Consider the following 13,512-nt stretch of genomic DNA (forward strand, 5'->3'; position numbering starts at 1 on the left):
TAGTCTCTGTTCGTCCACATACGGGACGTCCGGTACAGTACCGGCTTGTGGAAACGACTGAACTTGCGCCTGCCCCAGCCGGCAGGCGTGCATGGGCAGGGCTGGCGGTCTTGATGCTGCCGGTGCTGTTGGTGACAATTGACAACACGGTGCTGAACTTCGCGCTGCCTTCGATTGCAGCCGAGCTTCAGCCGGGGCCGGCAATGCAGCTCTGGCTGATAGACGCGTACCCGTTGGTACTGTGCTCCCTCTTAGTTGCCGGCGGCAATTTCGGCGACCGCTTCGGCCGTCGTCGCACTTTGATGATCGGGCTGACAGGCTTCGCGATCGCGTCGCTCGGCGCAGCCCTCGCCCCGACCGCAGAGCTCTTGCTGGTTGGACGCGTGCTCACAGGAGTCTTCGGTGCCGTCATCCTGCCCGCGACGCACTCCCTGCTGCGCAACATGTTTCATGTCCGTGCTGAGCGCCGGCTGGCCATCGCGATCTGGTCGACCGGCTTCGCAGCTGGAGCAGCTATCGGTCCAATTCTTGGCGGCTGGCTCGTGAGCATCGCCGGCTGGCCGGCGGTGTTCTTGATCGCGGTGCCGTTCGCGGTCGTTCTCCTCCCGGCGGCGCCGCTGCTCGTCAGCGAATCCCGCGACCCCGAACCCGGTCCTTTAGACAGCTTGTCGATCCTGCTGTCGGCCCTGACGCTTGCGCCTCTCGTAGCTGCCATAAAGCATGCCGCCGACGGTGGGCCGGATGCTCTGTCAGGGGCGCTGGCAGTTATTGGTATCGCCGCCGGGGCACTGTTCGTCCGGCGGATGCTTACGGTTACTAATCCAATGCTCGACCTTCGGCTGCTCCGTAGGAGCGGGTTCACCGGCCCGATCCTGGTGAACCTCGTCAGCATCGCATCGCTCACGGGTTTCCTGTTCTTCGCTGCGCAGCATCTGCAGCTGGTTGCGCGGCTGTCTGCCTTGGAGGCAGCTTGGCTGCTGGCTCCTGGTGCGCTCGCGAATATCATCGCCGGTCTCGCTGTCGTCAAGCTGGTCAAGGTCATGCGGCCGTCGACGGCCATTGCCGCAGGCCTCCTATGCTCGGCGGCCGCATACTTGCTTACGGCGATCACCAGCGGGAGCCCTGTCGTCGCCGCGATCTGCCTGGCCTACATCCTGATCGGTATCGGTGTTGGATCCGCCGAGACGCTCGCTGGTGACATGCTGATGGCCAATATCGCGCCCGATAAGGCCGGGGCAGCATCTGCCATGTCCGAGACCGCGTACGAGCTTGGCACAGTGCTCGGCGTCACCGTCTTCGGAGGAATTCTGACAGCCACCTATCGAAGTGCTCTCGTCCTGCCAGACGGTTTGACGCAGGTGCAGGCAGACGCCGCACGAGCGACGCTCTCGGGCGCCCATGCGACAGCGGGCGCTCTGCCGGCAACGACCGCGGACGCCCTCATGACTGCAGCGGGGGCAGCGTTCGATTCCGGCGTCCTGACGACCTCGACGATCGGCGCCGTTCTCATGGCCGCCGCAGCCACGCTCGCCCTCACGACGCTTCGTCGTGAGACAGCCTGATGATATCCGCGCCCCTGGAAGGCAAACACATGACCGATCTCACCTGTACCCGCCGCGTGCATTTCTCCGCTGGTCATCGCGTGATGAACCATGAGTCCAAGTGCGCGACCGTCCACGGGCACAACTACTATGCGTCCATCCAAGCGCAGGCAAGCGTGCTCGACGACATCGGCCGCGTAATCGACTTCTCTGTCTTGAAGGACCGTGTCGGTGGCTGGATCGATGAACACTGGGACCACAACTTCCTCGTGTGGGAGCGCGACACCGAGGTGGTTTCGGCGTTGCTATCGCTGCCCCGAAAAAAGGAACCCTTCTTGTGTCCGTTCAACCCGACCGCTGAGGAGATGGCGCGCTACCTCCTGGACCACGTCTGCCCAGAGGTATTGAGCGGCACCGGAGTTCAAATTCAAAGCGTAACCGTGTACGAGACGGACAACTGCTCCGCGACCGCTCGGCGAGCCGGAGAAGGAGAGCGCTTTGTCAACTGACGCCATCTCGGGAGCCCTGGTCGCGGCGACGAGCGAGTCGGGGTACCCCCACCTAGTCAATTCGTTGAGCGATGACGAGAAGATCGCGAGGATCGAGCATCACTTCGCTCAGATCATGACGACGCTGGGGCTGGACATCGACCATGACTCCCTCCAGCGTTCTCCCCACCGTTACGCGAAGATGCTGGTGAACGAGCTGTTCTCGGGACTGAGCGGTGAGAAGTTCCCGCGCATCACAACCCAGGAGAATTCGTTTGGATACGACCAGCCCCTGATCGAGACCAACATCGCGATCCACAGCGTCTGCGAGCATCACTTCGTACCGATCGTGGGGTATTGCCACATCGCGTACATTCCGGGAGAGCACGTCATCGGACTCTCCAAGCTCAATCGCATCGCGGAGTACTACGCTCGTCGTCCGCAGGTGCAGGAGCGACTCACCTGCCAGATCCGGGCGACGCTGTCTCAGGTCCTAGAAACCGAGAACGTCGCTGTCGTGATTGACGCTTTGCATTTCTGCGTGCGTATGCGAGGCATCCAGGACCGGGACGCGCTTACGCGAACGGTGGACCTCGGTGGAAGGTTCCGGGCTGGCGAGGAGCGGCGCGATTTCTTTGCCTCGCTGACCAAGCTGTCGGAGGTGAATATCTAATGCGTAACGCCGGGGATGCGATTGCGTGGGATGTCCGCGCTGAGGAGTTCAACGACGGCGGCCATCTCACTCGCCTGATCGAGGAGTACAGGACCGAGTCGTTCACTCAGTTGATCGAGATGGAGTGCGAACGTAACACTCCGTTTCTGGTCGAGTGGGAACGTCAAATTCGGTCTCGGCCTGGCGCTGACCCTCAATGGACTCCAGGTCTCGTCGAGCTATTTCGTGAGACCCCGGCTCTGAGCGGAGTCCTCTACGTCTCGCAAAACCATGTCGTATCAGAAACGCTTTTCGCTGACGCGCCTGACGAGAAAGCGCACCTCACGGACCGTCCACTGCACCCTGCGGCTCAAAACGGACTCTCGGATGCTGACGCTCTCACCTTCTCGTTTCCTCGACTGTACGACATCGAAGGCTTCGGGAACGCGTGGGGATTCATGCGGATCGAGCGCCAAGACGATCAGGGCAACGGAGCGGGTGTGCTCCTGAGCGTCACGACGATCGACTCCGAGGTGATGGAGCTGCTTCGTGACCAGAACCGCAGAGACGTACTGTCGATGTACAACCGTGCCTGGGATGGGGCCATACACGATTATCTTCATCATGTAGCCCTGTACACGAACCCCTCATTCGGGATCGGGAAGATCTCGCCGATGTCGCTGAGCGGGTTACACCATGGTGTGGACGCGTGGGGCGAAGACATGCACAGCACATTCAACTATGAGTACTGGGCGCATCGCACACACCGCGCAATCACCACCGTTCTTTTCGACGACGAAGCCCGCGAGCAAGTCATCGCGAACGGGGTCCGATATTTCCGAGAGGTTCGCGCGTTCGCCGAAGATCTCCTGAAGTATCACAATCCTCACTACGTCCAGCGAGTCGTCGACTATCTCGCATGCATCTACCTCTGGCCGTTGAACGTTCTTCTGAGCCCGCTCGACGAGCTCTTCGATCAGCTCGCCGGAACTCTCGACGATCTTCAGGTAGACCCGGCTGCAGACATCAGCACGCTCGTCTCACGTGTTGCCGGCGATATGGTCGCTGAGGCGGAGCAGGCTGACCCCCCAAGAGCAGGGGCACTGATGGGGGTTGCGCGAATTTTAAGCGCGCGGGACAAGGAGCAGCATGGGTGGTCGGATGTTCTCCGACTCAAGGCCAACTGGGCCACGCAACGTGGATACTACGAGGGATGGTTCCACGAGATCCCCGTCATGTATCAAGGGCGTCCTACTCGATTGCATGACCCCGCCGAGGAAATCATCCGCCGTGTCATCGAGACGCGACTAGCATACGAATCGGTCCGTACAACCAGCGGCGGTTACGAGTTACGCGGTATCAGTCGCCAAGGACCCGAACTTTCAGCCGTCTGAGGGCAGATACATCCACGCTCGTGACCCGTCTGCCAGGACGACAACACCTCGCTGGTACTCGGGAGCCTCGAATTCGTCCGCCAGCTCTATCTGTGCCGGCGATAGTCGTACGACGAACCCGTCGACGACGGAGTCCTGGTCGGCTGTTGGCACGGCAACGGATCGAAACGGCTCCCGGTCAGTCGGAAGTAGCTCCTCCGCAGGAATTGGCACCCGCTCCAGTCTGAACCCGCGAACCCTCGCTGGCTCGACGGCAACAAGCTCTTCGAAAAGCGACCGCTGAAACTCGGGACGAGCGAGCGCGCCGTAGGAAAATACCGGAAGCTCTGTCTGTGAGTGCATGAGCGAACTATGCCAGATCGAGATTTGGCCGAGGCGACACCGTATTGGTCGATGCGGTCGTCCTACGTTCACACGAAGCGTGAGCGTCACGGCCTGCGCGTGGACCGCGCCATCGAATCCGGGGGCGATCCAAACGATGCAGTCGGCGACGTCGGCCAGGAGCGTTCCTGCTGCGCACGATGCCGCGTCGCCGGAACTCATGAGGGTTCTCTCATACGGCTCGCCTTGGCCCCCGTCTCTGACTAGGTTGAAACGCTGTAAAGGTCCGGCCAGGGTCGGTCGGCCCGTGCGACCAGAGGTGGGGGGACCATGTCGACAGATGACGAGCAGCTCTTCGCGCTCCATGACGAGGTGACGCGCAAAGCGGACCAGATGAGGGTCGCACTGGGCGCCGACACCACAACCGTGACCGAGGACCCGCACCGTCAGATCGCCGTACGGTGGGCCGACGATATTCCCGAGATCGAGATCGGAACGTTCTGGCGCACGGCCATCGCCCCCGACGATCTCGCCACCGCGGTGCTCACGACGGTCGGCACCGCCGCCTCCGAACGGCTCGGCGCGTGGACGCAGGCCTTCGGCTCCGAGGCGCCGACGGTACCCACCCGCTCCACGCTGACCGCGACGCGCACCGGCGGAGAGATCGAACGCCTCATCGAAGACGCCGACGGCGACGCCCTGCACCGCAATGTCAACCGGTTCCTCGAGGACTACTCCGAGCGTCTGCGACAGAGCCTCGACATCGTGCGGGAGCGCGCCTCGCGGGCGACGACCGCGAGCGATCGCGAGGGCCACGTGCACGTGGTGCTCGGGCCGGGCGACGACCTGCGCGAACTCGAGTTCAACCGCGATTGGCTCCGCTCCGCCGACGGCGAGGAGGTGACCTCCGCTTTGCGCGCCGCCCTGGCGAACGCGCGCGCAGCTGCCCAGGACTACACCCCGCAGGGGCTGTTCGCGGGAACCCCGCTCGACGTCTACGCCACCGAGCTGGCCGACCCGGTCGAACTCGTCCGTATGCCGAGAGTCGTGTACATGAGCGTCGTGAACACGTCGAGGCCGCCAACCGCACAGAGCCAGATCGACGGCGTCGCCGAGCGCGCGACCGCCTGGCCCGGGTTCGCGAGCCAGTGAGCGCCGACGTGAGGACTGCGATTGCCCGCTCCGCCCTCTGGCGGGGCGTCGTCGCCGCCGTCCTCGTACCCATCACGCTCGTGATGCTGCTCGTCGCCCTCGACGTGTGGGTCGCCTCGGTCGGCGCGGCCTTCCTCGCCCTCCCGGGCAATCTGCTCGTCGCGGTGCTCTTCGCCGTCGTGGCGGCCCGTTCGTTCGTCCTCGCCCGCCGAGGTGCGCAGACCGAACGCGGCGCGTCCATCGATCGAGCGCTGGTCCTGGTCTCCCTGATCATCGGCGGCTTCATGCTGGTGCTGCCGGCCTGCACGGTGTTGGGCGACCCCGGCGGGATCGCCGTCGCGATCTACGCGGTGGTGATCACCGCCATCCTCGTCGTCCTCTGCCGCTCAAACTGGCGGACGCCGTCGTCGAGCGCCCCCCTCGCCTCGCACGGTCCGCTCATCTGACACCTCGGCTCCATCGGAGGGCGCGGGCAGGCTCCTGGCGTGAGCGCCAGAGGCACGGGGCTCAGCGGAGCGCGCGGATCGCCAGCGCCACCGCCTTCACCTCGCGGATGCGACGCTCGTACGTCGCCGCGATCACGATGAGGAGCACACCGGCGATGCCCAGCCACAGCCACCAGAGGCCGGAAGCACTCTCGTAGAGCGAGGTGATCCACGGCCAGAGCTGGGCGACGGCGTGGAGGACCAGCACGACTCCGCCCAGCAACACGGGAGCCTGCCAGCGGAACCGCGCGCCGACCAGCAACACTGCCAGGGCGACGACGCCGAGGGCGAGGATGCGCCACAGCGCGTTGCCGCCGGAGAAGTCGAACAGCAGTGAGGGGACCAGCAGAAGCGCCAGGCCGACGCCCAGCGCGGGCCAGGTGCGCAGCTCGGGACGCAGACGCAGCGTGCGGATGCCCTGGACGAGCAGCGCCGCGGCTAACGGCGCCGTGGCTGCTTCGACGGGGTCGGCGCTGCCGAGCACGAGCGCCACGAGCGCGAGGACGGCCGACAGACCGGTCGTCGTCCACAACACGATCGCACGGCTCCACCACAGCCCGAGGGCCAGGACGGCGACGAGGGTCGCGACCAGACGCAGCGGACCTTCTGCCGTCGCCGAGAGCCGAGCGGCGGTCAGTGCGACGGCAACGGCGGGGGCGGCGATCGCCAGAGCGGTGGGCACGGAGGCCGGAACGTCCGGACGCCGCAGACGCACGAGAACCGCGACTCCGACGAGCGGGAGCGTCGCCGCGAGCATCCATACGTCGAAGAGCGCGGCGGGGAGATCGTGCAGGGCACGGAGGGCCGCCGCGACCACCAGGCTCAGCGATGCGACCGCGATCGCCGGGGCCGCCAGCGGAGCGAGCGCGTCACGGAGCACGAGGAGGGCGACGGCCAACACGGCGATCGCTGCGATCGTGACGCCGATCGTGCGCACCAATGACGCGTCGGCGAGCACCGCTGAGGGCAGCAGGCCGACCGCCAGACCTCCTGCGGCGAACAGCACCGGGGCAGCGGCAACCGGGCGACGGCGGTCGACGACGGCGGCGGCGGCGGCGATCCACACGAGTGCGAGCGGGACGGTCGCCCACTCGATGGGCCGGACATCCGCGCCCACACCGACGAGGGCGACGAGGGCCGCCCCGGAGTGCGCGGTGATCGCGAGCGGCACCCCGACCAACGGGTGGCGCACACGCAGCGCCGTGACGCCGACCGCACCGAGCAGGACCACCGCGGCCACCAAGCGCACGATCGGACCGGCGTCGACGGCGACGAGCACGGTCGACCCGAGCGCGAGAAGCGCCGCGGCCGCCACGACGGTGTGCCGAGCCGACGGCGGTGCCCACTGCGCGGGACGTCGCGCGACCCCGACCGCCGCCGCACCGATCGCGACCGCGGCCACCAGAACGACGAGATCTGCGACACCGACGCCGCCTCGATCCGCGGAGTGGACGAGCTGCATGGCCGTGAGAAGCACGAGGGAGAGAGCCCCGGCGGCGCCCACGGCGACGGGGAGCTCGTCGGGAGTGCGGGGAGGGCGGATCCAGGCCCCGGCCATCAGCACGGCGACCGAGACGACGGCCACCACGAGGACGCGCGCGAGGTCGTCAGGGGCGGAGAGGGCGCTGGGGGCGAGCGCGACGGTGGTGCCCGCGGCAGCGATCACCGCGGGTCCCGCCACGGAACGGCCCGCGACCAGACGTCGAGCCCGTTCCTGACCGGCGGCGATGGCGAGGACCGCGACGCCGACGGGCACGGTGAAGAGCTCGACGGTGTCGGTCTGCTGCCAGACCAATCGCGTCCAGAGCGCGAGGGTGCCCAGGATGAGGGCGAGCCAGATGAGGTGTCGGCGCGGGCCGCGAGAGCGGAACAGACCGTCGCTGTCGGTCGCCCACAGCACGACGGTGACCGCCGCGAACAGCAGCGGGACCCACCGGACGCCCTGCGACGGGACGACGACGATCGACAGAGCGGCCACGAACGCCGTTCCGACATCGACACAGGACCGAGTGGACGGGTCGTCACCGAGGAAGCGCAGCGCCCCCGCGGCGATGACCAGGGCGATCGAGGCGTAGACGATCGCCGGCACAAGAGGCAGAGCGTCGATGAGTCGGAACCCGGAACCCGCCGCCCCCGCGACGAGCAGCGGCGTCATCAGCGCCGCGACAGGCCGCGCGACGCGCCACGACCGATACGGCGGAGTGAGGACCGCCGCCGACGCGCCCGCGGCGACCAGCGCCGACACGAGCATCCAGACCTCGGACGTGGTACCCATGCGGAACAGCAGCGCGGGGCCCGCGACCACCACGATCACCGCGAGGGCGGCGACCGCTCCGGCGCCTCGCTGAGCGTCGCCGAGACCGAATCGTCGAGCGAACGAAACCACGACAGCGACGAGAGACAGGGATGCCACCGCGAGCGCAACCGTCAGCGGGGTGGCGCCGTCGATGGCGACATCGGCGCCGGCGCGCAACGCCCCCGGAACGAGAAGGGCGCTTCCGGACAGGAACAACACGACCGCGACCGTGGACGGCACCCGGAGACTCGCATGCGCGCCGGCGACGGCCGCGAGCACGGCGGCGACCACGACGGTCGCCAGTCCCCACGCGAGCGGCGACGAGAACGACAGCAGCCATCCCGCCCCGAGGGCGAGGGAACCCCCGATCGCAGCGAGGGCGATGTCGCCGCGACGGCGACGCAGCACGATGACGGCGACCACGGCGAGCACCAGGTACCAGGCGACGACGAGGACCAGGACGCGCAGCTGTGGCCCCGCGAGCAGAGCGACACCCGCCGCAGCGATCAACGCGGGCGTCCGGCGATCCGCCCACGCCCCCGACAGGCGCCAGACCGCGGCGGCGAGACCGACGATCGCGGCGAGCGCGATTACCGCGGCGGTGCTGGTGGCATCCGGGATGCCGATGTCGAGCGCCGCACGATCGAACACGAGGGCTGCTCGTGAGAGGAGGGCACCGACGGCCGTCGACGCCGTGATGAGCGGGAGGATCGCGGCGACGCCCGCGGCGATCGCCGCCGCCAGGGATGCGACGACGACGGTCGTGCGACCCAGGCCGGCGCCGACGCGACGGGCAGCGGTGTCGAGAGCCAGCGCGATGGCCGAGGCGACGAGCACCGGCACCGTGACCGCCAGGGTGGCGTCCGCCGCGCGGACCACCGTGGCCGCGATGCCCACGCCGACGACGATCACCGCCGCCACAGCGGCCGTCGGCGCCAGGGTCGCATCACCTCGACGGGCGAACGCCCACGCATGGAGGGCGAGGACGAGGGCGAGCACGCCGCCCAGGACGGCCGGGGTGGCCGTGCTGCGCGGGTCGACGATGAGCGCGGCGGTCAGCGCGACGACCGTGCCGAGGCCCGCAAGGCCCCGGACGACGGCGATCTCGACGGCCAGCTTCGGGCGGGGTGCCCGCCCGAGGAGCGGCGCGAGGGGTGCCGCGAGGGCGACGAGCAGCAGGGTGAGCCCCCAGGCGTACCAGCCGAGGGCGGCGTCGCGCGTGAAGATCCCGGCGACGAGCATCGCGGGGCCGACGGCGAGGGCGACGACGGCGACGGAGAGCGGGGCGCGCAGGCGTGACAGGCGCGCCCACCCGACGAAGGCGGCACCCGCGACCACTGTCGTCGCGCCCCAGTACACGCTGGGTTCGAGGGAGGCCGCCCCGCCCAGATCGTTGGCGCGAACGGCCCAGACGTCGAGGGCGACGAAGGCGATCCCGAGCAGGGCGATGCCTTCGGCGGTGGCGCCGAGACCGCGCCGGCGAAGCAGCGACGCCGTGGCGATGATCGCCGCGGTGACGAGTCCGATGACGATCGAGCGCAGCACGAGGCCGCCGCTGATCCACGCGACGGTGAGGAAGAAGGCCGCCGCGACCGCGAGCAGGACCACGCCCACCGACAGGAGGAAGACCTGGACACTGGAGCGACGGGGCTTCGACGACTCCGCGGCGACGGGCGGGGTCGACAGGACCGGAGGGCCGCCGGCGAACGGGGGCGTGGCGGGGGGTGCGACGAGCGGTCCCGGAGCGATGGCGGGCACGGACGGCGGCGTGAACGTCTCGTCCGCGACCGTCACGGGGACGGAGGCGGGTAACGCGGGGATCGAGGCCGGTGCCGTGGGGACGGAGGCGGATGCCGCGGAGGCCGTCGTGACGGGGTCGCTCGCCGGCGTCACCACGGGAGGCGGCAGCACCGGGTGGAGCTTGGACGCGGGGGCAGCCGGCATCCGCTCCTGTTCTGCGCGAATAGCCTCGGCCTCGGCGCCGCGATGCACCCGCATGAGGACGTCGGCGCGCTCATCGACCAGGGCGACGATCCGCTGCGAGAGCTCGAGCACGCGCGCGGTGCGCCCATCGGAGAGGTTCAGGCCGCACGAGGCGCACGGCGAAACGGTGATCGCCGCGAAGCACGAAGGGCAGCGCGAGGTGTCGACGAGCGCGCCCGGCCCCGGCGGCCATGCGAACCCGGAAAGCTGTGCCCCACCGTCGACTTCCGTCATCGTGCCCCCTCGGCGTTGGTCGTCGACCAGGCTAGCGAAGTGCGGGGTCTCTGCCGGGGTTGTCCACGGCGGACCCTCCTCCCCAGGCGCACCACTTCCACCGGGCACATCATGAAGACGCACCCACCGCGTCGCGAGCCGCCGCGCGACCTAGGGTGGACACCGTGCGGGTGCGGTTCTTCGGCGGCTTGAGCGTCGACACGGGTGAGGGAGACGCCACCGTGCCCGGCCGCGGGCAGCAGTCGCTCCTGCTGCGCCTCGCCGTCGACGCCGGCACCACGGTGGGCTACCGGGCGCTGGCGGAGGACATCTGGGGCCTCGACACCCCCGACGATCCCCGCGCCGCTCTTCAATCCCTCGTCTCGCGTCTGCGTCGGACGCTCCCCGCCGGCGCGGTCTCATCGACCCCCGGCGGCTATCGACTCGACCTGCCGCGGACAGAGATCGACATCACGCGCTTCCAGGATCTCGTCGCTCAGGCTCGTGCCACGAGCGATGCCGCACCGGCGCGGGAAGCGTTGGCCCTGTGGAACGGTGAGGTGTGGACCCCGCACGACGGATTCGACTGGCTCGTCCGCGACCTGCTCGAGGACCGATCGCACGCCGAGCGGTTGGTCGCCGCCGCGCCCGCGCCCGCGACAGGGCCGTTCCCCGCTGCCGATGTCACGCCCGCGGCCCTCACCGCCCTCGTGGGTCGCGAGGTCGAGCTCGATGCCATCCGCGAACGTCTGACGACCGATCGTCTCGTCACCCTCATCGGTCCCGGCGGCGCGGGTAAGACCACCCTCGCCGTTGAGACGGCGCGCGCGGTCGCCGACTCGATCGTCGTCGAGCTCGCCCCGGCCGCCGCGGGAGACGTGTGGACGGCGATCGCGGGTGCCGTGGGTCGTCGCATCCGCCTGCCCGAATCGGCGGGCGCACCCCTGACCGCAGCCGAGCGCGTGGCCGAGGCCGTCACCGGTCGACGCGTCGTGATCGTGCTCGACAACTGCGAGCACGTCATCCACGAGGCTGCCGAGGCCGCCCTCGATCTGCTGCGCATGAGCCCGGGAGTGCGCGTGCTGACCACGAGTCGCGAACCGCTGGGCATCGCCGGCGAGGCATTCGTCGACCTCGGGCCGCTCCCCCCGGCGGACGCCGACGCGCTCTTCGCCCAGCGTGTGCGGTCGGCGCGGGGACGTGTCCCCGACGACGACGACGAGCGCGAGACCGCGCAGCGCATCGTGCGACGCCTGGACGGGCTGCCGCTGGCGATCGAGCTCGCCGCCGCGCGGTCGCGCACCCTGACCCTCACCGAGATCGACGAGGGCCTCGACGACCGTTTCGCGCTCCTGTCGAACGGGCCGCGGCTCAGCTCGCAGCGCCACCGCACCCTGCGTGCCCTCATCGACTGGAGCTGGGACACCCTCAGCGACGGCGAGCGCACCGCCCTGCAGGTCGCCGCGGTCTTCGCCGACGGGATCGGAGCGGCCGACGCTGCCCCCGTGGCTCGCGCCTTCGACAGGGATGCCGCCGAGTTCGACGCCCTCGTCGACCGCTCGCTGCTCGTCCGACGCGAGGGACGGTTCCGCATGCTCGAAACCGTGCGCGAGTACGGTCTCGAACGCCTGCGCGAGGACGGGAACGAGGTGCCGTTCCGCGCGCGGGCGGCCGCAGTCCTGACCCGTCTCGCCGCACAGCGCGAGCAGACCGTGCGCGGACCGGGGCTGCGAGCGGCCCTCGCCTGGTTCGACGCGAACGACGAGAACCTGGCCGCAGCACTACGCACCTACGTCGACTCGGGCGATCGGAGAGAGGGCATCCCGCTGCTGCGCAGCCTGCTGTGGCCCTGGGCGGTGCGCGAGCGCGGCGACGACCTGCGCCGCGCGGTCGGAGAGTTCGCCGACGCCGATGCCCCGCTCGACAGCGAGGCCCGGGTGGTGGTCGAGTCTCTCGCCCTCTTCTCCGCGTCGTTCCCCGAAGCCGGACGAACCGCGACAGTGACCCCCGAAGCATATGCGGTCCGCCGCGCCGAGCTCGAGGCGGCGGCGGCGGCGTACCCCTCCGAGGTGACGGCGCTGGTGGCCCCCCTCCTGCGGCTGGCTGCGACCGTGATTCTCGCCGGAGGCGGCGAGGGCGAGCGCACCTGGCACGTCGAGGTGACCGATGACGAGCTCGCCGAGGCTCCCCCGTGGTCGCGCGCGATTCTGCACGCCCTGCGCGCGGGAGCCGCCCAGAACTCCGGCGACATGGACGCACTCGGGGTCGAGAGCGCGAAGGCGTTGCAGATGTTCGAGATGATCGGCGACCCGTGGGGCACGGGTTTCGCCAGCCAGCTGCGCTCCGAATGGCTCGTGCTCGCCGACCGTCTCGACGAGGCACTCGCCGTCATCGACCGCTCCGGCGACGCGATCCGTGGCCTCACCTCCGCGCCGGATCTGCTTCAGCAGGAGGCTCAGGCGGTCGGCATCCTCCTCCGCCTCGGCCGCCTCGACCTCGCCCGGCGGCGGGCAGCCGACATCGATCGCGCGGCGGCGGCGGACGGATCCGTTCGCGCGCTGGGGCAGGCGCGCATGACCGCGGCCCAGATCGAGATCGCCGCCGGTGACGGCGACGCCGCCCTGCGCCAGATCGAGCGCATCGATCTGACCGGGCAACCCGGCATCCCGGATCAGTTCCTCGCGTGGATCGACGCGCAGCGGGCCCAGGCTCTGCTGCTCCTTGGGCGTTGCGACGAGGCCCGCGACGTCCTGCGCACGGGGCTCACGCGCGCCGCCGACTCGCGGGACCATCCCATCATCGCCATCGTCCTGCTCACGGTGGCGGGATGGAACGGGCGGCCGTCGACCGCCTCGACCGCGCCGAGGAGGCACTCGCCCGGGCGGACGCCGTCCGCGGAGGCTCCGACGAACGCGCCCCCTTCGCCGTGTGGGTGCGCGAGCGCATGACAGCGGGCGCCGAGGTGACCCCGGCGCCCGCTGTCGGCA

At 69.2% G+C, this 13,512-nt stretch carries 9 protein-coding genes; 7 read left to right on the top strand and 2 right to left on the bottom strand.

Translation table 11 applies throughout. The features are described from left to right. Window positions 1-113 precede the first annotated feature (113 nt). From QE454_RS04980 to QE454_RS04995, 4 genes are read left to right on the top strand one after another with little or no spacing between them, the layout of a single operon-like run. The gene (locus tag QE454_RS04980; protein ID WP_309668543.1) at window positions 114-1,562 is read left to right on the top strand and encodes an MFS transporter; all 1,449 of its coding nucleotides are present in this window, start codon (window positions 114-116) and stop codon (window positions 1,560-1,562) included. Window positions 1,563-1,591: 29 nt separating this feature from the next. Further along, window positions 1,592-2,050, top strand: a complete 459-nt coding sequence (locus tag QE454_RS04985; RefSeq protein WP_307457456.1) for a 6-carboxytetrahydropterin synthase — start codon at window positions 1,592-1,594, stop codon at window positions 2,048-2,050. Then, window positions 2,040-2,702, top strand: a complete 663-nt coding sequence (folE, locus tag QE454_RS04990; protein ID WP_307457452.1) for a GTP cyclohydrolase I FolE — start codon at window positions 2,040-2,042, stop codon at window positions 2,700-2,702. The genes QE454_RS04985 and folE overlap by 11 nt, the downstream gene beginning before the upstream one ends. Then, window positions 2,702-4,075, top strand: a complete 1,374-nt coding sequence (locus tag QE454_RS04995; protein ID WP_307457449.1) for a hypothetical protein — start codon at window positions 2,702-2,704, stop codon at window positions 4,073-4,075. Before folE ends, QE454_RS04995 begins: the two co-directional genes overlap by 1 nt. Here the strand turns inward: QE454_RS04995 and QE454_RS05000 are convergent. Then, window positions 4,064-4,417 carry a gamma-glutamylcyclotransferase family protein gene (locus QE454_RS05000; protein WP_307457446.1) on the bottom strand — a complete coding sequence of 118 codons (354 nt, stop codon included), beginning with the start codon at window positions 4,415-4,417 and terminating at the stop codon, window positions 4,064-4,066. The two genes, QE454_RS04995 and QE454_RS05000, sit on opposite strands and share 12 nt — an antisense overlap. A 309-nt stretch (window positions 4,418-4,726) precedes the next feature. Between QE454_RS05000 and QE454_RS05005 the strand changes: the two genes are divergently transcribed. Together QE454_RS05005 and QE454_RS05010 are read left to right on the top strand one after the other, a co-directional pair. Further along, window positions 4,727-5,548: a hypothetical protein gene (locus QE454_RS05005; RefSeq protein ID WP_307457441.1), complete on the top strand. Its 822-nt coding sequence runs from the start codon at window positions 4,727-4,729 to the stop codon at window positions 5,546-5,548. 8 nt (window positions 5,549-5,556) lie between these two features. Continuing rightward, window positions 5,557-5,994 (top strand): hypothetical protein, encoded by a 438-nt coding sequence (locus QE454_RS05010; protein WP_307457438.1) that lies wholly within the window; start codon window positions 5,557-5,559, stop codon window positions 5,992-5,994. A gap of 61 nt (window positions 5,995-6,055) precedes the next feature. On the opposite strand, the gene QE454_RS05015 is transcribed toward QE454_RS05010, so the two are convergent. Continuing rightward, window positions 6,056-10,546 (bottom strand): SCO7613 C-terminal domain-containing membrane protein, encoded by a 4,491-nt coding sequence (locus QE454_RS05015; RefSeq protein ID WP_307457434.1) that lies wholly within the window; start codon window positions 10,544-10,546, stop codon window positions 6,056-6,058. 164 nt (window positions 10,547-10,710) lie between these two features. Between QE454_RS05015 and QE454_RS05020 the strand changes: the two genes are divergently transcribed. Then, window positions 10,711-13,473: an AAA family ATPase gene (locus tag QE454_RS05020; RefSeq protein ID WP_309668544.1), complete on the top strand. Its 2,763-nt coding sequence runs from the start codon at window positions 10,711-10,713 to the stop codon at window positions 13,471-13,473. Window positions 13,474-13,512 lie beyond the last annotated feature (39 nt).

Source organism: Microbacterium sp. SORGH_AS_0454, assembly GCF_031453395.1.
Classification (GTDB): Bacteria; Actinomycetota; Actinomycetes; order Actinomycetales; family Microbacteriaceae; genus Microbacterium.